This window comes from Kitasatospora sp. NPDC088134 (genome assembly GCF_044741705.1).
GTDB lineage: Bacteria > Actinomycetota > Actinomycetes > Streptomycetales > Streptomycetaceae > Kitasatospora.
The window spans coordinates 67205-90318 of record NZ_JBIUTD010000002.1 but is presented as its reverse complement, the minus strand read 5'-3'; the positions used below and the strand labels follow the sequence as shown (position 1 = coordinate 90318).

Genomic DNA, 23114 nt, shown 5'->3' with positions numbered 1-23114 from the left:
CGTCAGCTGGTGCGGCCCTTGGCGTCGAAGCGACGCATCCGGTCGAGGACGGTGTCGGCGGTCGGGCCGGTCAGCTCGTCGACGATCCGGCCGTCGGCGAGGAAGACCACGCGGTCCGCGTAGGAGGCGGCCACCGGGTCGTGGGTGACCATCACGACGGTCTGGCCGAGCTCGCGCACCGAGTTGCGCAGGAAGGAGAGGATCTCCGCGCCGGAGCGGGAGTCCAGGTTGCCGGTGGGCTCGTCGGCGAAGATGATCTCCGGCTTGGAGGCCAGCGCGCGGGCGCAGGCGACGCGCTGCTGCTGGCCGCCGGAGAGCTGGGCGGGGCGGTGCGAGAGCCGGCCGGACAGGCCGACCGTGTCGACCACGCGGTCCAGCCAGGGCTGGTCGACCTTGCGGCCCGCGATGTCCATCGGGAGCGTGATGTTCTCCAGCGCCGTCAGGGTCGGCAGTAGGTTGAAGGCCTGGAAGACGAAGCCGATCTTGTCCCGGCGGAGCTTGGTGAGCTGCTTGTCCTTCAGGCCGACCAGCTCGGTGTCGCCGATGGTGGCCGAGCCGGAGCTGACCTTGTCCAGCCCGGCCATGCAGTGCATCAGGGTGGACTTGCCGGAGCCGGAGGGCCCCATGATCGCGGTGAACTCGCCCTGCCCGAACGCGACGGAGACGTCGTCCAGCGCGACGACGCGGGTCTCGCCCTCGCCGTAGACCTTGTTCAGACCGGTGGCGCGGGCCGCCGCCAGACCGGTGTGGGCTGCGTACGCGGTCGAGGTGCTCACGGTGGGGACTCCTTCTCCGAGGATGGCCGGGTTCGTCACGGTGCGGCGGCCCTGGACCTGATCCGACCGCTACCCCATCCTCCCGTCGGCGCCCGCCCGGTTCGTCGCCCCGCCGAACGGTTGCCCCACCGCCGCCAGGCGTACGGCCGCCGCGCCGCTCTCCTCCTCCGGTATGACCCCGCCCCCGAGAGCGGTCCGTGCGGCGGGCCGTGGCCGACGGTGGCCGAGAAGCGCCGGACGGTGGCCGAAATGACAGACGCTTCGTCAGATGTCATGGAAGCATGACAACTTCCACCCCCGGAAATATGCGAAACCGCCACCGGGCCGACTAGGCTCGGGGACGAGTTCGACGCGGTCCCAGGCCCAGATGGTGGAACGCAGACACGGGCAGCTTAAAACTGCTTGGCCGTGAGGCCGTGCCGGTTCGAGTCCGGCTCTGGGCACTCCCCTGCCCACCCTTCGTGACCTGCGGTGATGAGCCGATCACGGGGCATGGCGGCCCCGCAGTTGAACGGATCGTTCAACGCAATCTGTTGACGTTGCCCCGTTCGCCCGGGCATCCTGTCGCCATGCCCGACACTCCCCCGCAGCACGCGATCCCCGAAGCGGCCCCCGACGCCGACCCCTTCGACCGGCCCGATCCGGAGGCCGACCGGGCCCGGCGGGCGCCCGCCGCGCTGTTCCGGATCGCCGAGCGGCACGCCGCCACCCCCGGGCAGCGCGGGCGGCAGACCAACCCGGTGCTGCCCGGCCCGCACGAGGCGGTCCGGCTGGTGGCCTTCCTGCTCAGCGGGGCGGCACTGGCCGAGGAGGGCGAGCCGGAGGTGGACCGGGCCGACATCACGGCCGCGCTGACCCTGCTGCCGCTGGTGCGGGCCGAACTCGACGAGCTGGAGGGCGGGTTGCTGAAGATGGCCCGCGGCCGCGGGATGACCTGGCAGGACCTCGCCTTCGGCCTCGGCCTGGGCACCCCGCAGGCGGCCCGCCAGCGCGCCGAGCGGCTGGCCGAGCGCACCGGGCCCACCGGCCGGGACTGACGGGTCGTCGACCGGCCCGGGACGCGCGAAGGCCCCCACCCGCGCGGGGTGGGGGCCTTCGTCGACTGCTTGCTGTACTCCGCCCGGTAACGGAACCGGCTGAGCACCACGGAGGTCGTGGTCCGGCGGCGCTGCCGGGCGGAGGGCCTCCGACTCGTACCCGGGGATCGGCCCCGGGTCTGGTCGCCTTACTTGCTCGCGGCGAGCTCCTTCGCGGGCTCGGCCGCGGCGACGGCGGGCTTCGGCGCGGGGCCGGTCGCCTCCTGGAACGCGTCGAAGGGCTTCTCCATCTCGGAGAGGCCGACGGTCTCGCGCTTGAGGAACATGGCGAGGGTCCAGTCGGTGAAGACCCGGATCTTGCGGTTCATGGTCGGGACCATCGCACCGTGGTAGGCGCGGTGGAACCACCAGGCCAGCCGGCCCTTGAGCTTGACCTTGCCGAACAGGATCGCCACGCCCTTGTGCAGGCCGAGGCCGGCCACCGCGCCGAGGTTCTTGTGCTTGTACTCGGCCTGCGGGAAGCCGCGCATGCCCGCGATGACGTTGTCACCGAGGACGGCCGCCTGGCGGACGGCGTGCTGCGCGTTCGGCGGGCACCAGGCGCCCTCGCCGGCGGCCAGGTCGGGGACCTGGGCGTTGTCGCCGGCCGCCCAGACGTAGTCGAAGCCCTGGACCTGGAGGGTCGCCGCGGTGTCCACGTGGCCGCGCGGGCCGAGCGGGAGGCCGAAGCGGTTCACGACCGGGTTGGGCTTGACGCCGGCGGTCCACACGATGGTCGAGGCGTCGAACTCCATGCCGTTCTTCAGCACCACGTGCTGGTCGACGCAGGAGTCCATCGAGGTCTCGATGTAGACCTCGATGTTGCGCTCCTCCAGCCGCTCCTTGGTCCACAGACCGAGGTCGGGGCCCATCTCGGGGAGGATGCGGTTGGCCGCCTCCACCACGACGAAGCGCATGTCGTCCCGGCTGACGGTCTTGTAGATCTTGGCGGCGTCGCGCGCCATGTCCTCGATCTCGGCGACCGTCTCGATGCCGGCGAAGCCGCCGCCGATGACCACGAAGGTCAGGGCCTTGCGCCGGACGTCCTCGTCCGTGGTGGACTCGGCCTTGTCCAGCTGCGCCATGACGTGGTTGCGGAGGCTGATCGCCTCCTCGACCGTCTTCATGCCGATGCCGTGCTCCGCCAGACCCGGGATCGGGAAGGTGCGGGAGACCGAGCCGGTCGCCACGACCAGGTACTCGAAGGGCAGTTCGTAGGAGTCGCCGGCCGCGGGCTGGATGGTGGCGACCTTGCGGGCGTGGTCCACCTCGGTCACGTGACCGGTGAGCACCTCCGCCTTCTTCAGGGCGCTGCGCAGCGGTGCGACGAGGTTGCGAGGGGCGACGTTGCCGCCGGCCGCCTCGGGGAGGAAGGGCAGGTACGTCATGTACGACCGCGGGTCGACGACCGTGACGGTCGCTTCGCCGTAACGCATCTTCTTGAGGATGCGCATCGCGGCATACAGGCCGACGTAACCACCGCCGACAATGAGGATGCGAGGACGCTCCGTGGTGCTCATATCCGAAAGTATCCACCCCCTCCCGATGGGCCGTTCGTGAGGCCCATCACAAGCCTCTGGACACCGGGTGCTACACTGCGCGCCCACACTTCCGCCCCGGAGGGGTCTCCGCACCCCCTTCGCGGCCCCGCCGGGCCCGGTCCGGCGTCGAGGGCCGCGTTGAGCAGCAACGATCCTGGTGGGGCGCGGGTTCCCGAGCGGGGTTTCGATTTCCTCCGGATGAACGCCGGATGACCTGCGATCCCATGAGCAACCCGCCAGCGGCACCTTCGGTCCCACATTTCGGACGGAGCGGACACCCGGCTCGGTCGAAAGGCTGGAATGCCATGTGAAGAAATTCACGAAGGTTCTCGGCGCGACACGCCGGGCGGCCCGGCGCGGGGCCGCCCGGCGGGCCGGGTCAGGCGATCGACCAGGCGATTCCGTCCAGGATGTCGTGCTCGCTGACCAGCAGTTCGGTGGCCCCGGTGCGCTCCATGACCTCCAGCAGCACCAGCGCGCCGGCCGCGATCACGTCCACCCGGCCGGGGTGCATCACGGGGATCGCGGCCCGCTCGGCGTGCGAGGAGTGCAGCAGCCACTCGGCGGTCTCCCGGACCTGCCGGACGTCCAGCACCGCGTGGTGGATCAGCTCGGACTCGTAGCCGGGCAGTTCCAGGGCGATCCCGGCGACCGTGGTGACGGTGCCGGCCAGGCCGACCAGGGTGGCGCCGGTGTCCAGCGGGACGGTGCGCGCGACGGCGTCCAGGGCGGCCCGGATGTCGGCCCGGGCGGCCTCGATCTGCGCCTCGGTGGGCTGCCCGCCCGCGAAGTGACGCTCCGTCATCCGCACGCAGCCGATGTCCATCGAGTGCGCGGCCCGGACGTCCCGCTCGCCGAGCACGAATTCGGTGGAGCCGCCGCCGAGGTCGAACACCAGGTACGGCGGGCGGTGCGGGCCGCCGAGCAGTTCGCGGGTGGCGCCGGTGAAGGAGAGCCGGGCCTCCTCCTCGCCGCTCACCACGGTCGGGGTGACGCCGAGAATCTCCTTGACGCCGGCGGTGAACTCGGCGGCGTTCTCGGCGTCCCGGGAGGCGGAGGTGGCGACCATCCGGACCCGGTCCGGGGCGACCCCGTGCGCGGCGATCACCTCCGCGTACTCGCGGCAGGCCGCGAAGGTGCGGTCCAGCGCCTCGGGGTGCAGGCGGCCGGTCCGGTCGACGCCCTGGCCGAGCCGAACGATCAGCATCCGGCGGTCCAGGTCCGCGATCTCCCCGGTCTCCGGGTCGAGTTCGGCGATCAGCAGGCGGATCGAGTTGGTGCCGCAGTCGATCGCGGCGACCCGGGTGGTGGTCACGGCTGCCCGTCCTCCTCGGTGTCGGCGTCGGCGTCGCTGTCGGCGTCGGCCGCGGCCTTGCGGGCCGCCCGCTCGGCGCTCAGCGCCTCCTTGGCGGCGATGACCGCCGCGTGGTCCTGGTCCTTGGCCCGGTTGCGGGCCACCCGCTCGCCGGCCGCGTCGACCTCGGCGGGGCTGACGCAGGGGCCCTTGGCCCACCAGTCCTCCAGCAGGCCGATCGCCTCGTCGCCGAGCGGGTTGACGCCCTCGCCGGCCGCCAGCGAGTGGCCGACCAGCACGTGCAGGCACTTGACCCGGTCGGGCATGCCGCCGGCGCTCGGGAAGCCCTCCAGCACCTCGATGGCGTCCCGGCGGGCGATGTAGTCCTCGTGCGCCCGCCGGTACGCGGCGGCGAGTTCCGGGTCCTCGGCGAGCCGGGCGGTCTGCTCCTTCATCACGCCCTCCGCCTCCAGGGTGCCGATCAGCGAGGCGGCCCGGGGGCAGGTCAGGTAGTACAGCGTCGGGAAGGGCGTGCCGTCGGGCAGCCGGGGCGCGGTCTCCACCACGTCCGGGTTGCCGCAGGGGCAGCGGTGGGCGACGCCGCGCAGGCCGCGCGGCACCCGGCCGAGCTGGGCGGCGATGGCGGCGACGTCGCGGTCGGACACGTCGGGGGCGTCGGACGCGGGAGGGTTCTGGTTGCTCATCAGGGGTCTGTTCGTCAGGGGGACGGGGGCAAGTGGCGGGGCGTCAGGGGCGTTCGGCGGGCGGCCAGGTGCGGGCGGGCGGGCGGGGCGGCGTCGGCCGCGTCGGCGGCGTCCACCGACCCCCAGAGGGTGGTGTACCAGGGCCGCAGGGCCTTCGGCTGCCCGGCGGCGGCGTCCGCCGAGGAGGCGGCGGCGCCGGCGGGCCGCGGGCCGACCGAGACGAACGGGGTCTCGCCGGGCAGCGCGTAGTGCAGCCGCTGCCGGGCCTGTGCCTTGACGTACTCCGGGTCCTGCCAGCGGGCCTTCTCCCGGCGGAGCTCGTCGACCTGCTGGCGGGCGTGCTCGGCCTTGGCGCGCTGCTGGGCGATCTCGCCGCGCTGGGCGATGTACTGGCGGGCCGGGTAGGCGAGTATCGCCACCAGCGAGCACAGCACGAGCAGCAGTACGGTGGCCCGGCTGGTGAAGCGCGGTCGCGCCGCCAACCCGGGAATCCTCCACTTGGCCATCTGCTCGCCCCTCCTGCGCATGCCGGTGCCCCGGCTCCCACCCTACGCGGTGGGAGCCGGGGCACCGGTCACAACAGGCTCGGCCGTGCGTCGGCCCTCGCTGCGCCCGTCAGTTCGCGGCGCGGAACCGCGGGAACGCGGAGCGGCCCGCGTACTCGGCGGCGTCGTCGAGGATCTCCTCGATGCGCAGCAGCTGGTTGTACTTGGCGACGCGCTCGGAGCGGGCCGGGGCGCCGGTCTTGATCTGGCCGCAGTTGGTGGCGACGGCGAGGTCGGCGATGGTGACGTCCTCGGTCTCGCCGGAGCGGTGCGACATCATGCAGCGGTAGCCGTTGCGCTGGGCCAGCTCGACGGCGTCCAGGGTCTCGGTGAGCGAGCCGATCTGGTTGACCTTGACCAGCAGCGCGTTGGCGGTGCCGGTCTCGATGCCCTTGCGCAGGCGCTCCGGGTTGGTGACGAACAGGTCGTCGCCGACCAGCTGGACCTTGTCGCCGATCGCGTCGGTGATGGCCTTCCAGCCGTCCCAGTCCGACTCGTCCAGCGGGTCCTCGATGGAGACCAGCGGGTAGTCGGCGACCAGCTCGGCGTAGTACGCGATCAGGTCGGCGGAGGAGAGCGCCTTGCCCTCGAACTGGTAGGCGCCGTCCTCGAAGAACTCGGAGGCGGCGACGTCCAGGGCGAGCGCGACGTCCTTGCCCGGGGTGTAGCCGGCCTTCTTGATCGCCTCGGTGATCAGATCGAGGGCCTCGCGGTTGGAGTCCAGGTTGGGGGCGAAGCCGCCCTCGTCGCCCAGGCCGGTGGAGAGGCCGCGCTCCTTCAGCACGCCCTTGAGCGTGTGGTAGACCTCGACGCCCCAGCGGACGGCCTCGGAGAAGGACTCCGCGCCGATCGGGGCGATCATGAACTCCTGGATGTCGACGTTGGAGTCCGCGTGCGAGCCGCCGTTGAGGATGTTCATCATCGGGACGGGCAGCACGTGGGCGTTCGGGCCGCCCAGGTAGCGGAACAGCGGCAGGTCGCTGGCCTCGGAGGCGGCGTGCGCCACGGCGAGCGAGACGCCGAGGATGGCGTTGGCGCCGAGCGAGGACTTGTCCGGGGTGGCGTCCAGGTCGAGCATGGCCTGGTCGATCAGGCGCTGCTCGGTGGCGTCGTAGCCGACCAGCTCGGGGCCGATCTGCTCGATCACGGCGAGGACGGCCTTCTCGACGCCCTTGCCGAAGTAGCGGTTCTTGTCGCCGTCGCGGAGCTCCAGGGCCTCGAAGGCGCCGGTGGAGGCGCCGGACGGGACGGCCGCGCGACCGGTGCTGCCGTCGTCGAGACCGACCTCGACCTCGACCGTGGGGTTGCCGCGGGAGTCGAGGATCTCACGGGCTACGACGACATCAATGGACGGCACGAGGCATCTCCTAGCGGAAGCGGATGTGTGGTCGTTACGACCAGAGCCTAGCCGCAGACCGCCCCGGGGCCACGCCCGGCCGGGCCCCGTCTCACGGTGTGGCCCGGCTACTCATCGGTAGTTCACCTGAATGCCGACCGCTCCGCCGCTCCGGGCGGCGCGAACTGCGCGGCGCGCGCCCGGAGTGGACGGAGCGTCAGCCGGTCATCGGGCCGGGGCCCGGCGGGGTCAGAGCGCGAGCACCTGTCCGGGCTCGATCAGGTCGGGGTCGGCGCCGATCACCGCGCGGTTCGCCGTGTAGAGGTGCTCCCAGCCGCCGGCCAGGTTCCGCGCGGCGGCGATCCCGGAGAGCGTGTCGCCGTCCTGGACGGTGTAGCCGCCGGCAGCGGGGGCGGCCTGCGGGGCGGGCGACTGCGCGGGGGCGGGCGCGGCCGGCTTCGCGGGCTTGGCGGCGGGCTTCGTGGCGGGCTTGGCCGGCTGCGGGGCGGCCGGGCGCTCCTGGCCGCGGGAGGCGGTGTCGGCGGGCGCGCCGCCCCGGGCGAGCCCGGCGCGCTTGGAGCAGACCGGCCAGGCGCCGGGGCCCTGCGCGGCGAGCACCCGCTCGGCCACCGCGATCTGCTCGGCCCGGCCGGCCTGGTCGGCGCGCGGCGCGTACTGGGCGCCGCCGAAGGAGCGCCAGGTGGCGGAGGTGAACTGCAGGCCGCCGTAGAAACCGTTTCCGGTGTTGATGCTCCAGTCGCCGCCGCTCTCGCACTGGGCCACCCGGTCCCAGACGTCGTTCGGCGCGGCGGCCGCCTGGGTGGCGGCGAGCAGGGGCAGGGCCAGGCCGATCGAAGCGACGCCGGCGGCGGCGACGAACTTCTCGGCCTTGGTACTACGGCGGTGACGACCGTTGGAGGAGAACAGCACGGGATTTCCTCTCCGCACGCCTGCGGGGTGAGCTGTCGGGTTCGGACCGGGAGGTTGGCCCGGCCGCCGGCGGGACCGGACGCGGCTGCGTCCGCTCCCCGGCGGCTTCACCCCTAGTGCCGCGTCAGGCAACCTTTGCCGTCAAGGAGCGGCGGTCGGTGCGTGCTCTCGGCGTGCCGGCCGGAAGCCCTCGTACTGGGTGTACTTGGGTTTTCGGCCGGTGCGGCGAGAGTGCGTGCCGGGCGTCGCGACGGGCGAAGGTTGCCTGACGCGGCACTAGCCGTTGGGACGACGGCGTTCACACTGGTTCCCCCACTCCTGTCCGGTACCTGTTTCGGTGGCCCGGGGACGCGGCGGACAGGACTCGGCGTGCCGCGCTCGGGGCCCACGGCTGCGGGCAGTTCGGAGACTAGGCAGAGCTGACGGAGGATCACAAGCTCATATCACCGCAATCACGCCGAAATTACGCACTCTCACTTCTCGTGCACAAACCATCCACGTATGTCCGGGTTTGTCCGTGGCCCGAGCGTGGAACGCGCCCCCGCCGGACGCGCCGTCGGCCCAAGGGGGCAGCGGCCTCCGGCCGCTGAAACGGCGTCAGCGGGGCGTGAAGGAGACCGGGAGGTCGCGCAGCCCGCGCATGATCAGCCCGCCCCGCCAACGCAGCTCGGCCGGATCGGCCGCCAGCCGGAGGTCCGGAAGCCTGGTCAGTAGGCTGCCGATCGCCCGCTGCCCCTCCAGTCGGGCCAGCGGGGCGCCGATGCAGTAGTGGATGCCGTGGCCGAAACCGAGGTGCGGATTGTCCGAACGCGCCAGGTCGAGGGTGTTCTCGGCGGCGAACCGGGCCGGGTCGCGGTCCGCCGCGGCCAGCACCACCAGCACCGGGTCGCCGACCGGGATCTCCACCCCGCCGATCCGCAGCGGCGCGGTGGCGAACCGCCAGGTGGCCAGCTCCACCGGGCCGTCGTAGCGCAGCAGTTCCTCGACGCCGGTCTCCAGCAGGGCGGACTCGCCGCGCCCCAGCGACTCCTGCAGCAGGGTGCGCTGCCCCGGGTCGCGCAGCAGCGCGTACATGCCGTTGCCGATCAGGTTGATGGTGGTCTCGAACCCGGCGAAGAGCAGGATGAAGGCCATCGCCGCGGCCTCGTTCTCGGTCAGGTGCTCGCCGTGGTCGCTCGCCCGGATCAGGCCGGAGATCAGGTCGTCGCCGAGGTCGGCCCGCTTGCGGTGGATCAGGTCGGCCAGGTAGCCGCGGATCTGCTTGACCGCGCGGCCGACCCCGCCGCGCTTCCCGCCGGTGTGCCGGATCATCATCCCGGCCCAGTCGCGCAGGTCGTCCTGGTCCTCGGCCGGCACGCCGAGCAGGTCGCAGATCGCGTAGATGGGGAGCGGGAAGGCGAACTCGTGGATCAGGTCGGCCTCGCCGCACCCGGCGAAGGAGTCGATCAGCCGGTCGGTGAGCTGCTGCACCCGCGGTTCGAACTCGGCGACCCGGCGCGGGGTGAACGCCTTCGACACCAGGCGGCGCAGCCGGGTGTGGTCGGGCGGGTCGATGTTCAGCAGGTGGGTCATCAGGTCGGCCTGCCGCTCCCCCGGGATGCCGACCCGGCCGGTGCGGTGCGCCTGCTCGCTGTGGTGCGCAGGGTTCTTGGAGAGCCGGGCGTCGGCGAGCGCCTGCCGGGCGTCCGCGTACCGGGTGACCAGCCAGGCGTCGACGCCGCTCGGCAGGGTGGTGCGGTGCACCGGCGCGTGTTCCCGCAGCCAGGCGTACGCCGGGTACGGGTCGGCGGCGAACTCCCAGGTGAAGAGTGGCGGGCGGGTGTCGTGGGGCTGGTCTGGCATGTCTTGACCGTATCGGGAAGCGCCGTCGCGTGAGTCTGGTCACCTGGTGGGTAATCCCTGTTGCGGAGCGTCGGGGCGTGCCTACGATCCTCCGACAACCAGAGTGGGTGGCGTGCGGGCTGCCCACGGGTTCGCTCTGTGAAGGGAGCAGACCATGCGAGTAGCCGGTGCAGTGGTGGTCATCGCGGTGCTCGACGGAGGTTCGGGGGTCGACCTGGCCCGCCGGTTCTCCGCCGCCGGCGCCGCCGGTCTGCTCATCGCCGACCTGCGACCCGGTGCCGCCGAGGACCTCGCCGCCGAACTCGACCGCCCCGGCTGCCCGGTGGTCGGCGTCTCCGGCGACATCCACCACCCCGCGGACCTCGCCGCGCTGGTCGACACCGCCGCCAAGCACCTCGGCCCGATCGACCTGTTCGCGGTGACCGGGCCGGACGGCGAGCGGATCGTCCAGCTCGCCGACCTGCCCCGCCACCTCGACCCGCTGGCCGAACTGCTCGCCCTGGTCGGCGAGGCGATCGGCGAGGTCGTCGTGCCGCTCCAGCGCCGCCCCGTCCAGGACGTCCCGCTGGCGGGCTGACGGCCCGTCAGTCCTCGTCCGGCCCGTCAGCCCCGTCGGTCCGGCCCGTCAGTCCTCGTCCGGCCCGTCAGCCCCGTCGGTCCGGCCCGTCAGTCCTCGTCCGACAGGCCCTCGGCCGCCCGGACCGCCGCGCGGTAGCGCCGGGCCGCCGCGCGCAGGGCCGCGTCCACGTCCACGCCCCGGTCGTGGGCACGCTGGGCGACCGCCAGCAGCAGCTCCCCCGCCGACTCCGCGGTGAGCTCGGCGGGCAGCGCGTACGCCGCGTCCGGCACGCCGGTGAACTCCGCCCGGCGCACCCGGGAGACCAGCTTCGCCGCGTACGCCAGCGCGGGCAGGCCCGCCGGGACACCGTCCAGCACCGATTCGCGCTGCTTCTCGGCCGCCTTCAGCTGCTCCCAGTTGGCCTCGGTCTCGGCCGAGCCGGTCACGCTCACGTCGCCGAACACGTGCGGGTGGCGGTACGTCAGCTTCTCCACGATGTCGCCGGCCACGTCGTCGATCGAGAACGGGTCCTCGGCGTGCTCCTCGGCGATCCGGGAGTGGAAGAACACCTGGAGCAGCACGTCGCCGAGCTCCTCGCGCAGGGTGGGCCGGTCGCCCTCCTCGATCGCCTCGACCAGCTCGAACGCCTCCTCGACCAGGTACTTCACCAGGCTCTCGTGGGTCTGCTCGGCGTCCCACGGGCAGCCGCCGGGCGAGCGCAGCCGGTCCATCACCGCGACCAGGTCCAGCAGCCGGGCGCCCGGCAGGTCGTACGAGCCCGGCAGCACCTCGATCTCCGGGTGCTCGCCGGCCTCCTCCACCGCGATCCGGGCCAGCGCGTCGGTCAGCCCCGGGTCGCCGTCCGGGCTCTCCAGCCACACCGCGGGGGCCTGCGCCAGCAGTTCGCGGGCCAGCGCGGGCGCGGAGCCGCGCTCGATCACCCGGGGCTCGACCCCGGCCGCGCGCAGCGCGGGCAGCTGCGGGTGGTCGGCGGCGCCGACCAGCACGGCGGGCGCGGAGCGGAGCGCGTCCCAGGCGGGCCAGGAGAGCAGGCCGGGGGCGACGCGGTGGGTGGTGGTCAACAGGGTCAGCTTCGGAGTCTCCACGAGGTCGAACTTACGCGACCCCGGTCGGCTCCCGGGCCTGGTGCCGGGCTCAGGGCCGGCGGCGGGCCCGGGCGAGCAGGGCGAGCAGGCCGGCCAGCAGGACTCCGAGCGCGGCCAGGCCGACCATCGGGAGCACCTCGGGGGTGCCGGCGGCGGGGAGTTCGGCCACCGGAGCGGGGTCGGCCGCCATCGGGTCGGCCGCCACCGGTTCGGCCGCCACCGGTTCGGCTGCCGGGGCCGGACCGGCCGGGCGGTGGACGGCGACGGCGGCGGTGACGCCGGGCGCCGCCGGGGCGGAGGTCACTGCGGGCACTGCGGGCACTGCGGGCGCCGCGGCGAGCGGGAGGAGCAGGGCCGCGCACAGCGCGCCCAGCAGTCGCGGGAGGAACGGACGGCGGTCGACCACGGGGAACCTCGCAACCGGGGCGGCAGGGCTGGGCAGAGGTGCCCAGCCTCACCGGCCCGGGCGGCTTCCCGGCCCCACCACGCGGGCCCGGTCGCCCGACCGGCCGAGCCCGCCGGCCGCCACCGGAGGGCGGCCCCGGCCGGGGAGCCGGGCCTAGGGTCCTGTCGTCAAACCCCCGCCTGCCCCACGGCTCCCCCAGCCCCAGGGGGGCTGGCACGCACCCTCCTCACCCGCCCTCGGACAGGAGGGGACCGCTCGCCGCACCGGACACCGCGGGGCCGCGCCGGGGGTTCGACGACCGGCCCTGGGACCACTGGGGAACCCCGCCACCGGGACGGCGGCGCCCACCGGTGCAGGAACGCCCGGCCTGCCGACAGCCGGCCGCCGAGTGTCGAGCCGGGCCGTCGCCGCCGCGCTACTGGAGGGGGAGCATGGCCGGGAGCCAGTTGTCGAGGGTGTCGGTCATGCCGATCCGGGCGGCGTTCCAGTTGCCGTAGCGCGGGTTGACGGTGATGTGCAGGGCGGTGCCGGCGTCGACCAGGGCCTTGCGGATCGCGGCGTCGCCCTCGGGGCCGGACGGGTCCTGGCCGCCGGCCAGCTTGGCCAGGCCGACCTGTCGCCGGTAGAAGGCGTCGATGCCGTCCGCGGGCACGCCCTGCTTGGTGAGCAGGAGTTGGACCAGGGCGGCGTCGCTGCCGACGGTGCGGGCGTCGCCGGCCCGGGCGGCGTCCACCTCGGCCGCGCTGACGTCGAGGTGGCGGTCGGCCAGGGCGCGGTCGACGACCTTCGCCAGGATCAGATCGGAGACGGCGTGCCTGGTCAGGCCGGGCTGCTCCTGGGCGGCGCCGGCCCGGGTGTCGGCGGCCTGCGCGGCCACACCGTCGCGGACGGCCCCGACCCGGGCCTCGACCTGCGCGATGCTGATCCGCTCGTCGCCGACCACGGCGGCGGCCCCCTGGCGGGCCGGTCCGGCGCCGCAGGCGGTGAGCGCGGCGACGGCGGCCGCGACGCCGAGGGCGGCGCGCAGGCGGCGGGCGGAGCTGGTGCGGATCACTGGGGCCTCCTGGCGGCTGGAGCGCGGTCCGGTGGTGCTCTCTGCGCGCGTGCGACGGAAGCGCACGGCTGGGACGAACAATAGGGAGCGGCGCCGCCCGGTGCCAGACCCCGCGCGCGGACACGCCCCGGAGATCCACCGCGAACCCCCTTCGACCGCACATCCGTTCGCATAGGATCGGCCACCTGATCGACAACTGCCGAGGGGGGAAAGGGACATGACGACCCGACGGAACCTGCTGCGGGCCGCGGCGGCCGGCGCCGGGCTGGGCGCGGCGGCGACGCTCGGCACCGGGACGGCCGAGGCGGCGGCCCAGCCCGGCCTGCTGAACGTCCGGACGGACTACGGCGCGCAGGGCGACGGCACGGCCGACGACACCGTGAAGCTGCAGCAGGCGCTGGACGCCGCCCGCCCCGGCGACGTGGTGCTGCTGCCGAACGGCAACTACCGGATCTCGGCGCCGCTGACCGTGCCGAGCGGGGTCAGGGTGCAGGGCAGCGGCTCGTCCTGGTACTCGGGCGGCGGGCAGAACGAGACGGTGATCAACGCGGCGGCCTCGTTCAGCGGCGCCCAGCTGGTCAGGATCGGCGGCGCCACCGGCCCGAACAGCACCGCGGTGTCGATCCGGGACCTCACCCTGCGCGCCGCCGACGCGCCGGCCGGTCAGGCCCTGGTCGGCCTGGAGGCCACCGGCGCGGTCTCCCAGCTGCTGCTGGAGAACGTCCAGGTGACGCAGACCGGGGGCAGCGCGATCCGGCTCGCCGCGGCGGGCGGCAGTGCGCCGACCGGCGTCCGGTTCCACCAGGTCGCCACCTGGAAGGCGGCCGGGAACGGCTTCGAACTGGACGTCCGGGACGCCCAGTTCTCGCAGTGCCTGGCGTTCGGCAGCGGCCTGTCGGGGTGGCGCTTCACCCGCTCCAGCAACAACCAGCTGGTGCAGTGCCGTTCCGAGCACAGCGGACGGCACGGCTTCGAGTGGACCGACGACCAGCCGATCGGCGGCGTGGTGTTCACCGCCTGCACCACCGACCAGAACCTGCAGGACGGCTTCCACCTGGAGCGGATCGGCGGCGGCGCGGCCGTCCAGTTCGACGGCTGCTGCGCCCGCCGGGACGGCAGCACCGACGGCGGCCGGTTCTCCGGCTTCTCGGTGGCCGGCTGCACCGCGGCCGTACTGCTCACCGGCACAGTGGTCACCGCGTTCCGCTCGGACGGCAAGGTCCCCGGCACCGACCGGTACGTCGAGTCCCCGTACTACGGCCTGACCGTGACGGGGTCGGCCTCGGTCGGCGTGCAGGCCGCGGCGCTGTCCACCGCCGCCGGCGGCCGGGCCGTCAACTGGGACGGGCAGGGCAGCCTGTCCACCGGCCCGAACCTGGTCACCGGCGAGTACGCGAACAACGCCACCGGCTGGCGCCCCGCCCCGGACGGCCTGCGCAGCGGCCCCGGCCAGCTGTCCTTCGCCAGTGCGGACACCGTCACCCCGCTGCTCGACCCGTCCCCGCACCCCGCCGACCAGGGCCTGCTGACCTGGTCCTTCGACCCGTCCGCGCTGGGCAGCACCGGAGTGCCCGCGACCGGCGTGCTGCAGCTGGTCCGGGTGCTGCTGCGCACCCCGCAGCAGGTCACCGCCGCCGTGGTCGCGGTGACCTCGGCGGGGTCCGGCCTGACGGTCGGTCAGAACCTGGTGGGCCTGTACGGGGCGAACGGCGTCCAGCTGGCCGCGGGCGGCGACCAGAGCGCGGCCTGGAGCTCGACCGGGGTGCGGACCGCCCCACTGACCCCGGCGCCGGGAGCGCCCGCCGTGCTGCCCGCCGGGGCGTACTGGGTGGCGCTGCTCGCCAACGGCGCCACCCCGCCGGGCTTCGGGCGCGGCTCCTTCGTCAGCACCTCGGCGATCAACCTCGGCCTGCCCGGGGCCCCGCCGCGCTACGGCCGGACCGGCTCCGGCCTGACCGCACTGCCCGGGCAACTGGCCTTCGACCAGGCCACCGAGGGGACCAGCGCGTTCTGGGTGGCGCTGCGCTGACGGTCGTTCAGCCCGGGTAGGGGTGGGTGGTGCCGGTGCGGTGGGTGCCGAGCTGTTCGAGGTGGGCACGCAGGCGGCGGACGTCGGGGTGGTGCGGGCCGTGCCGGCGCTCGGTCTCCAGCAGGAGTTCCAGCAGGGTCTGCCAGCCGGTCGCGGCGTGGCCGGTGGCGGCCAGCAGCAGGCCGATCCGCTCGCGCAGTTCGGCGGTGGCCGGGGCCTCGGGCGGGAGCGCGGCGAGCACCGCGCGGTACTCGGCCAGCGCCTCGGCCCGGTGCCCGAGGTGCTCCAGGCAGCGGGCGGCGTGCCGGCGGTGGTCGAGGGCGGCGGGGTCGTGCGGGGCGGCGGTGGCGGCGAGCCGGCGCAGTTCGGGCAGCGCGTCGGCCCAGCGCCGCTCGGTGAGCAGGGTGCGGGCCCGGATCGCCCGGACGGTGCGCACCAGCGGGGCGTCCTCGCCCTGTTCGGCGACGGCCCGGGGCAGCAGCGCGGCGGACAGGTCGAGCACCTCGGCGTGCCGTCCGGCACCGACCAGGTCGGAGAGTCGGGCGCAGGCCCCGGCCAGCGTCTCCTGCCCGGCGGCGGGGTGCGGCAGCACCGGGCGGGGCGTCCCGGGGACGGCCGGCGGGGGTTCGGCGGCGGCGGGCGGCGGGGGCTCGGCGGGGTGGCCGGGCTGCGGGTGGTGCGGGTAGCGGTAGGGGTCGCCGGGGTCGGGGACGGCGGGCAGCCGGGTGCGGACCCGGCCGGTCGGGGCGGGCAGCATCGGCAGCAGCATGGCGTGCACCTCGGCGGCCTCGGCGGGCCGTTCCGCGGGGCGCTTGGCGAGCAGCCGCAGCACCAGCGCCTCCAGCGCGGCGGGCACCTCGGCGCGCAGCCGGCGCAGCGGGACGGGCGGGTCGTCGACCTGGCGGCGCAGCACGCCGAGCGCGGTGGGGGCGGGGAACGGGGGTTCGCCGGCCAGCATCTCGTGCAGCATGCAGCCGAGCGCGTAGAGGTCGCTGCGGTGGTCGGCCTCGGCGGCCATCGCCTGTTCGGGGGCCATGTAGGCGGGGCTGCCGAGCGGGCTGCCGGTGAGGGTGAGCCGGGTGGCGCCGGGGTCGAGGGCGGCGGCGATGCCGAGGTCGAGCAGGACCGCCCGCCCGTCCGGACGGATCATCACATTGCTGGGCTTCAGGTCGCGGTGGACCACCCGGGCCCCGTGCACGGCGCCGAGCGCGGCGCAGAGCTGGCCTGCGACGGCCACGGCCTGCTCGACCGGCAGCGGGCCCTCCTCGGCCACCAGGTCGGCCAGGCTGAGACCGGGGACGCGCTGCATCACCAGGTACAGCTCCTCGCCGTCGGCGCCGGCGTCGTACACGGTGACCAGGCCGGGGTGGTCGAGCCCGGCGCCGATCCGGCACTCGCGCAGGAAGCGCTGCCGCAGCAGGTCGTCCCGGCCGTCGCCGGGGCCGGTCGCGCCGGGCAGCAGGTCGGCGCGCAGCAGCTTGACCGCGACCCGGCGTTCGAGCCGCTCGTCGTGGGCGGCCCAGACCTGGCCCATCCCGCCGTGGCCGATCTTCTCGGCCAGCCGGTACCGCCCGCCGACCACCCGGCTCACGGCTGCCCGTCCCCGGCCTGCCGGCGCAGCAGTTCGCCGAGTTCGCGCAGCTCGGCGGCCCCGGTCTGGCCGGGCGCGATCGGTGCGGCGGGCGCGGCCGGGGCGGGCGTCGCGGCAGCGGGCGTGACGGGGACGGCAGGTGCGACGGGCGCGGCGGGCTGATACGGCGTCAGGTACGGGTTGACCGGCGGGGCGGGCTGCGCCGGGGTCGGGTACGCGGGGTACGCCACGGCCGGGTAGGTCGGGGCCGGCCAGCCCTGCGGCCCGACCGCCTGGGGCGGGTACCCGTAGGCCGCGGGGTCGGTCTTGGTGACCGGCCAGAACCGGCGTTGGTTCATCAGCAGGAAGTGCACCGGCGTGCCGATCCACAGCGGCACCAGGACCAGCGCCCCGACCAGGTTGCTGATCTGACCGTCCTTCGGGGTCAGGCCCATCTCGATGTACAGCACCAGCTGCATCAGCCCGATGACGACCGCACCGACCACGTCGGCCCGGCGCCGCCGGCCGACGGCCAGCACCACGGACGGCGCCATGCCGAGGATGCCGAGGGTCAGCACCGGGATCGCGGCGCACACCACCGTGACCCAGGTCCGGTAGGGGCCGGACACGGCGCGGGCGGACATGGGCGCTCCTCGGTGACGGCGGTGCTCGGCAGTGCTGCGCACACGCTACCTTCACCGGACGGACCGTCCCACGCCCGTTACCCGGTCGATGCCGGTCCGGTGCCGGCCCGAACGGAATCCGCAGCTCCGGCGGGAACGGCGCGGGGCGCGCAGGCGGTCTCCCGCACTGCGCGCCCCGGTCGGAGCCTCCCGGCCCCGCTACCGCTTCAGGTCGTCGAACATCGTGGTGAGGAACTCGGCGCACCAGGCCAGCAGTTCCCGCCCGACCAGCGGCTTGCCGCCGATCCGGCTGCCGGTGCTGGGCCGCGGCACCAGCAGTTGCTGGGCCGAGGACTTCACCTGGGTGCGCGGGTAGAGCCGGTTCAGCCGCAGCTCCTGGGACTCGCGCAGCTCGACCGGGCCGAACCGGACGAAGTTGCCCTGCAGGGTGATGTCGCCGACGCCGCAGCGCCGGGCGAACAACCGCAGGCCCGCCACCAGCAGCAGGTTCTCCACCGGCTCGGGCAGCTTGCCGTAACGGTCCGTCAGCTCCTCGCGGACGTGCGCGATGTCCTGCTCGGAGTTGACGGCGGCGATCGAGCGGTACGCCTGCAGCCGCAGGCGCTCGCCGGGCGCGTAGTCGTGCGGGACGTGCGCGTCGACCGGCAGCTCGATCTTCACCTCCAGCGGCTCCTCCTCCGGCTCGCCGCCCCCGCCCTCCAGCGACTCGCGGAACTCCGCGACGGCCTCGCCGACCATCCGCATGTAGAGGTCGAAGCCGACGCCCGCGATGTGGCCGGACTGCTCGCCGCCGAGCAGGTTGCCGGCGCCGCGGATCTCCAGATCCTTCATCGCCACGTACATGCCCGCGCCCATCTCGGTGTGCTGGGCGATGGTGGCGAGCCGCTCGTGCGCGGTCTCGGTCAGCGGCTTCTCCGGCGGGTACAGCATGTACGCGTAGCCGCGCTCCCGGCCGCGGCCGACCCGGCCGCGCAGCTGGTGCAGCTGGGACAGGCCGAAGGTGTCGCCGCGCTCGACGATCAGCGTGTTGGCGTTGGAGATGTCGATGCCGGACTCGACGATCGTGGTGGAGACCAGGACGTCGAACTCCTTCTCCCAGAAGTCGACCACCACCTTCTCCAGCTGGGTCTCCCCCATCTGCCCGTGCGCGGTGGCGATCCGCGCCTCCGGCACCAGGTCCTTCAGCCGGGCGGCCGCCTTGTCGATCGACTCGACCCGGTTGTGGATGTAGAACACCTGGCCCTCGCGCAGCAGTTCGCGCCGGATCGCGGCCGAGATCTGCTTCTCGTCGTACGGGCCGACGAAGGTCAGCACCGGGTGCCGCTCCTCCGGCGGGGTGGTGATGGTGGACATCTCGCGGATGCCGGTGACCGCCATCTCCAGGGTGCGCGGGATCGGGGTCGCGGACATGGTCAGCACGTCCACGTTGGCCCGCAGCTTCTTCAGCTGCTCCTTGTGCTCGACGCCGAAGCGCTGCTCCTCGTCGACGATGACCAGGCCGAGGTCCTTGAACCTGGTCTCCGAGGAGAACAGCCGGTGGGTGCCGATCACCACGTCCACCGAGCCCTCGAACAGGCCCTCCAGGACGGCCTTCGCCTCGGTGTCGGTCTGGAAGCGGGACAGCGCCTTCACGGTGACCGGGAAGTTGGCGTACCGCTCGGCGAAGGTCGAGAAGTGCTGCTGCACCAGCAGTGTGGTCGGCACCAGCACCGCCACCTGCTTGCCGTCCTGCACCGCCTTGAAGGCCGCGCGCACAGCGATCTCGGTCTTGCCGTAGCCGACGTCGCCGCAGATCAGCCGGTCCATCGGGACGGACTTCTCCATGTCCGACTTGACCTCGCCGATGGTGGTCAGCTGGTCGGGCGTCTCCGCGTACGGGAAGGCGTCCTCCAGTTCGCGCTGCCACGGGGTGTCCGGGCCGAAGGCGTGGCCGGGGGCCGCCATCCGGGCCGAGTACAGCTTGATCAGGTCGGCGGCGATCTCCTTGACCGCCTTCTTGGCCCGCTGCTTGGTCTTCGCCCAGTCCGCGCCGCCGAGCCGGTGCAGCGTCGGGGCCTCACCGCCGACGTACTTGGTGACCTGGTCGAGCTGGTCGGTCGGCACGAACAGCCGGTCGCCGGGGTGGCCGCGCTTGGCGGGCGCGTACTCCAGCACCAGGTACTCGCGGGTGGCGCCCTGCACGGTGCGCTGCACCATCTCCACGTACCGGCCGACGCCGTGCTGCTCGTGCACCACGTAGTCGCCGGCCGCCAGCGTCAGCGGGTCGACCGCGTTGCGGCGGCGGGACGGCATCCGGCGCATGTCCTTGGTGGAGGACTTCTGGCCGGACAGGTCGGTCTCGGTGATGACGGTGAGCTTCAACTCCTCGTCCACGAAGCCGTGTTCGATCGAGCCGCAGGAGACGTGGACCACGTCCCGGGTCGGGGCCCCGTCGAGGTCGGCGACCAGCCGGGCCGCGATGCCCTCGTTGCCGAGCACCTCCGCCAGCCGGGACGCCGGGCCGTGGCCCTCCGTCACCATGACGACCCGCCAGTCGGCGGCCAGCCGCTCCTTGGCGTCGGCGATCGCCCGCGCGGTGTCGCCCCGGTACGCCTCCACGGCGTGCATGCCGAGGGTGAGGGTGTCGGCGTCGCGTTCGAGGATGCCGTTGACACTGGAGTCGCTGGTGGCGAACGGGCTGACCGACCACCAGGGCAGGCCGATGCCCGCCGCGTGCTCGCGGACGTCCGCCAGCGACCGCAGCGAGGCCGCCGAGACGTCGATCACCTCCAGGTCGATCGGCCGGTCGGCACCCGCCGCCGCGGCCACCCAGGACGCCGCCAGGAACTCCTGGCTGGTGGCGACCAGGTCGGCGGCCCGGGTGCGGACCCGCTCCGGGTCGCAGACCACCGCGACCGAGCCGGCCGGCAGCACGTCCAGCAGCAGTTCCATGTCGTCGACCAGCACCGGGGCCAGCGACTCCATGCCCTCGACCGCGATGCCCTGCGCGATCTTGTCCAGGATCTCGCCCAACTCGGGGTGCTCCGCCGCGAGTTCGGCCGCCCGGGCGCGCACCTGGTCGGTCAGCAGCAGCTCCCGGCAGGGCGGCGCCCACAGCCCGTGCTCGGCGATCTCCAGCGAGCGCTGGTCGGCGACCTTGAAGTAGCGGATCTCCTCGACGTCGTCGCCCCAGAACTCCACCCGCAGCGGGTGCTCCTCGGTCGGCGGGAAGACGTCCAGGATGCCGCCGCGGACGGCGAACTCGCCGCGCTTCTCGACCAGTTCGACCCGGACGTAGGCGGCGGCCGCCAGCTTGCGGGCCACCTCGTCCAGGTCGTGCTGCTCGCCCCGGCGCAGCGCCACCGGCTCCAGCTCGGCCAGGCCCTTGACCTGCGGCTGGAGCACGCTGCGCACCGGCGCGACCACCACCTGCACCGGCCCGGCGGCCGGGTCGTCGGCCCTGGGGTGGACGATCCGGCGGAGCACCGCGAGGCGGCGGCCGACGGTGTCCGAGCGCGGGGAGAGCCGCTCGTGCGGCAGCGTCTCCCAGGCCGGGAACTCGGCCACCGCGTCGGGGGGCAGCAGCGAGCGCAGCGAGGCGGCGAGGTCCTCGGCCTCCCGGCCGGTGGCGGTCACCGCCAGCACCGGGCGGCCCCGCTCACCGGCGCGGGCGGCCAGCGAGCGGGCCAGCGCGGCGATGGCGAACGGCCGGGCAGCGGGTGGGCCGACCAGGTCGAGGTGCTGCCTGTGTCCCGTGGCCGCCGCCTCGATCGCCTCGGCGAGGGCGGCGTCCCGTACGACGACATCGAGCAGTCCGGACAGGCTCATACGTCAAGTTCTCCACGGCGGGGAGTGGCCCGGCGCCCGCGGGGCGGCCGGGCAGCGCGACAGGCCCGGAACGCGGTGCGCCCGGGGGGTGTCCAGCCTACGCCGCGCCGCGCCCGGGTACGCGGCGCGGCGGCCCGACCGGCCGGTCGGCCCGAACTCACCGGTATTCGACGCGGCTCGTCCAGAGATCATGCGGTCGACACATTGCTGTCACTGTGCGTCCATGGTCACCGCGCAGGATTGAGCTCAGCGCAGGCCGCACCCAACCGTGGGGGATGGTTGCGGAAGCGCGGTCGCACCTCGATGGGGGTCGGGAGTGCGAAGGCCGGGCGACCCTGGGTGGGGGCGCCCGTGCCACTCACGCCGGGACTCGCGGCGCCCGCTCCGGCGGGCGCCGCGGATCTCGGCGTCGCCGCGTTCGCACACGGCCCGCCGCGCCCGTCCGCGGACCCGCCCCGACCGTCCCCGGCCACTTCGGGCGAAGCGCCCCGCACGGAGGCCGCGGCTCCGTACCCTCGTGTGAAGAAGGTGTGGGGACGCCGGTCATTTCCAGGGGGTTACTTCGTCATGCGCGTTGTCATCGCAGGTCAGGGCTACGTCGGACTCCCGCTCGCGGTTCGCGCCGCCGAGGTCGGCCACCGGGTCGTCGGGTACGACGTGGACGAACGCCGGATCAAGCGGCTCGCCGTCGGCGAGTCCTACGTGGAGGACATCCCGGGCGAGCGGCTGCGCCCGCTGCTGGACTCCGGGCGGTACCTGCCGACCGCCGACCCGGCCGACGTGGCGGGCTTCGACGTCGCCGTGATCACCGTCCCCACCCCGCTCCGGGACGGCGTGCCCGACCTCTCCTACATCGAGGCGTCCGCGAAGCTGCTGGCCCGGCACCTGAAGGCCGGCGCGACCGTGGTGCTGGAGTCCACCACCTACCCCGGCACCACCGAGGAACTGCTCGCCCCGCTGCTGGAGGCCGGCTCCGGCCTGCGGGCCGGCGCCGACTTCCACCTCGGCTACAGCCCGGAGCGGATCGACCCGGGCAACCCGGTGTGGAAGCTGGAGAACACCCCGAAGGTGGTCTCCGGGACGACGCCCGCGGGCCTGGCCGCCGTCGGCGACTTCTACGGGCAGCTGGTCGAGCGGACGGTACCGGTGTCCTCCTGCAAGGAGGCCGAGCTGACGAAGCTACTGGAGAACACCTTCCGGCACGTCAACATCGCGCTGGTCAACGAGCTGGCGATGTTCGCCCACGACCTGGGCATCGACGTCTGGGAGGCCATCGACGCGGCCTCCACCAAGCCCTTCGGCTTCCTCCGCTTCACCCCCGGCCCCGGCGTCGGCGGGCACTGCCTGCCGATCGACCCGTCCTACCTGTCCTGGCGGGTGGAGCGCGCCCTCGGCCAGTCCTTCCGCTTCGTCGAGCTGGCCAACGACGTCAACAGCCACATGCCCGACTACGTGGTGCGCCGCCTCGCCGACGCGCTCAACCAGCGGCGCCGCTCGGTCAACGGCTCCCGGGTGCTGGTGCTCGGCCTGGCGTACAAGAAGAACACCGGCGACGCCCGCGAGACGCCCGCCGCCCGGGTGGTCGAGCTGCTGACCCGGATGGGCGCCGAGGTCCGGGCCGCCGACCCGCACGTGGTGGCGGGCGTGCACGTCGCCGAGCCGCACATCCCTGGCCAGCGCGCCGCCGAGCACGACGGCGGCCCGCTGGCCGGCGTCCGCCGGGTCGAGGCCACCCCCGAGGAGCTGGCCGCCGCCGACGCGGTGGTCCTGCTCGCCGACCACGACGAGTTCGACTACGCGGCGATCACCGAGCACGCCCGGTACGTCCTGGACTGCCGCCGCCGCCTGACCGGCGCCGCCGTCGAGGTGCTCTGACCCGCACCGCCCCGGGCCCT

Annotated in this window: 17 protein-coding genes, 1 tRNA gene, 1 pseudogene and 1 riboswitch; of the genes and pseudogenes, 5 read left to right on the top strand and 14 right to left on the bottom strand. The window is 74.1% G+C overall.

Going from position 1 to position 23114, the window contains the following annotated elements; genetic code table 11:
• Nucleotides 1–2: 2 nt before the first annotated feature.
• The gene (locus ACIOHG_RS03975) at nucleotides 3–776 is read right to left on the bottom strand and encodes an ABC transporter ATP-binding protein (protein ID WP_400945000.1); all 774 of its coding nucleotides are present in this window, start codon (nucleotides 774–776) and stop codon (nucleotides 3–5) included.
• A gap of 361 nt (nucleotides 777–1137) precedes the next feature.
• Here ACIOHG_RS03975 and ACIOHG_RS03970 point away from each other — a divergent pair.
• Nucleotides 1138–1219 (top strand) — tRNA-Leu (locus ACIOHG_RS03970).
• Between the two features lie 126 nt (nucleotides 1220–1345).
• A complete protein-coding gene (locus ACIOHG_RS03965) occupies nucleotides 1346–1813 on the top strand; it encodes a DNA-binding protein (RefSeq protein ID WP_400944998.1) in 468 nt (155 codons plus the stop codon).
• A 188-nt stretch (nucleotides 1814–2001) separates the two neighbouring features.
• On the opposite strand, the gene ACIOHG_RS03960 is transcribed toward ACIOHG_RS03965, so the two are convergent.
• The 7 genes and pseudogenes from ACIOHG_RS03960 to ACIOHG_RS03930 all read right to left on the bottom strand — a co-directional run bounded on the left by ACIOHG_RS03960 (nucleotide 2002) and on the right by ACIOHG_RS03930 (nucleotide 10044).
• Nucleotides 2002–3372, bottom strand: coding sequence for an NAD(P)/FAD-dependent oxidoreductase (locus tag ACIOHG_RS03960; protein ID WP_400944996.1), 1371 nt, complete (start codon nucleotides 3370–3372; stop codon nucleotides 2002–2004).
• 400 nt (nucleotides 3373–3772) lie between these two features.
• A complete protein-coding gene (locus tag ACIOHG_RS03955; RefSeq protein WP_400944994.1) occupies nucleotides 3773–4708 on the bottom strand; it encodes an exopolyphosphatase in 936 nt (311 codons plus the stop codon).
• Between the two features lie 146 nt (nucleotides 4709–4854).
• Nucleotides 4855–5391: pseudogene (locus tag ACIOHG_RS03950) on the bottom strand (DUF501 domain-containing protein); the annotation flags it as partial.
• Between the two features lie 14 nt (nucleotides 5392–5405).
• Nucleotides 5406–5897, bottom strand: a complete 492-nt coding sequence (locus tag ACIOHG_RS03945) for a septum formation initiator family protein (protein WP_400944992.1) — start codon at nucleotides 5895–5897, stop codon at nucleotides 5406–5408.
• Nucleotides 5898–6006: 109 nt separating this feature from the next.
• Nucleotides 6007–7293, bottom strand: coding sequence for a phosphopyruvate hydratase (gene eno / locus ACIOHG_RS03940; protein WP_400944990.1), 1287 nt, complete (start codon nucleotides 7291–7293; stop codon nucleotides 6007–6009).
• 228 nt (nucleotides 7294–7521) lie between these two features.
• The gene (locus tag ACIOHG_RS03935; RefSeq protein ID WP_400944988.1) at nucleotides 7522–8202 is read right to left on the bottom strand and encodes a transglycosylase family protein; all 681 of its coding nucleotides are present in this window, start codon (nucleotides 8200–8202) and stop codon (nucleotides 7522–7524) included.
• Nucleotides 8203–8205: 3 nt separating this feature from the next.
• Nucleotides 8206–8353, bottom strand: a riboswitch (cyclic di-AMP (ydaO/yuaA leader).
• A gap of 446 nt (nucleotides 8354–8799) precedes the next feature.
• Nucleotides 8800–10044, bottom strand: a complete 1245-nt coding sequence (locus ACIOHG_RS03930) for a cytochrome P450 (RefSeq protein WP_400944987.1) — start codon at nucleotides 10042–10044, stop codon at nucleotides 8800–8802.
• Nucleotides 10045–10198: 154 nt separating this feature from the next.
• Between ACIOHG_RS03930 and ACIOHG_RS03925 the strand changes: the two genes are divergently transcribed.
• Nucleotides 10199–10621, top strand: coding sequence for an SDR family NAD(P)-dependent oxidoreductase (locus ACIOHG_RS03925; protein WP_400944985.1), 423 nt, complete (start codon nucleotides 10199–10201; stop codon nucleotides 10619–10621).
• Between the two features lie 89 nt (nucleotides 10622–10710).
• On the opposite strand, the gene ACIOHG_RS03920 is transcribed toward ACIOHG_RS03925, so the two are convergent.
• From ACIOHG_RS03920 to ACIOHG_RS03910, 3 genes are all read right to left on the bottom strand, one after another.
• Nucleotides 10711–11709, bottom strand: coding sequence for a MazG family protein (locus ACIOHG_RS03920; RefSeq protein WP_400944983.1), 999 nt, complete (start codon nucleotides 11707–11709; stop codon nucleotides 10711–10713).
• Between the two features lie 49 nt (nucleotides 11710–11758).
• The gene (locus ACIOHG_RS03915) at nucleotides 11759–12115 is read right to left on the bottom strand and encodes a hypothetical protein (RefSeq protein ID WP_400944981.1); all 357 of its coding nucleotides are present in this window, start codon (nucleotides 12113–12115) and stop codon (nucleotides 11759–11761) included.
• Nucleotides 12116–12530: 415 nt separating this feature from the next.
• The gene (locus tag ACIOHG_RS03910; protein ID WP_400944979.1) at nucleotides 12531–13169 is read right to left on the bottom strand and encodes a SurA N-terminal domain-containing protein; all 639 of its coding nucleotides are present in this window, start codon (nucleotides 13167–13169) and stop codon (nucleotides 12531–12533) included.
• A 217-nt stretch (nucleotides 13170–13386) separates the two neighbouring features.
• Between ACIOHG_RS03910 and ACIOHG_RS03905 the strand changes: the two genes are divergently transcribed.
• The gene (locus tag ACIOHG_RS03905; RefSeq protein WP_400944977.1) at nucleotides 13387–15198 is read left to right on the top strand and encodes a glycosyl hydrolase family 28-related protein; all 1812 of its coding nucleotides are present in this window, start codon (nucleotides 13387–13389) and stop codon (nucleotides 15196–15198) included.
• Between the two features lie 7 nt (nucleotides 15199–15205).
• Here ACIOHG_RS03905 and ACIOHG_RS03900 read toward each other — a convergent pair whose 3' ends face one another.
• From ACIOHG_RS03900 to mfd, 3 genes are all read right to left on the bottom strand, one after another.
• Nucleotides 15206–16789 (bottom strand): protein kinase, encoded by a 1584-nt coding sequence (locus ACIOHG_RS03900; protein WP_400944975.1) that lies wholly within the window; start codon nucleotides 16787–16789, stop codon nucleotides 15206–15208.
• Complete coding sequence (locus ACIOHG_RS03895) at nucleotides 16786–17412, bottom strand: hypothetical protein (RefSeq protein WP_400944973.1); 627 nt, start codon at nucleotides 17410–17412, stop codon at nucleotides 16786–16788. Before ACIOHG_RS03895 ends, ACIOHG_RS03900 begins: the two co-directional genes overlap by 4 nt.
• Nucleotides 17413–17610: 198 nt before the next feature.
• Entirely contained in the window at nucleotides 17611–21219 is a 3609-nt protein-coding gene (mfd, locus tag ACIOHG_RS03890) for a transcription-repair coupling factor (RefSeq protein ID WP_400944971.1), read from the bottom strand.
• A 567-nt stretch (nucleotides 21220–21786) separates the two neighbouring features.
• Between mfd and ACIOHG_RS03885 the strand changes: the two genes are divergently transcribed.
• Complete coding sequence (locus ACIOHG_RS03885) at nucleotides 21787–23094, top strand: nucleotide sugar dehydrogenase (protein ID WP_400944969.1); 1308 nt, start codon at nucleotides 21787–21789, stop codon at nucleotides 23092–23094.
• The last annotated feature ends 20 nt before the right edge of the window (nucleotides 23095–23114 follow it).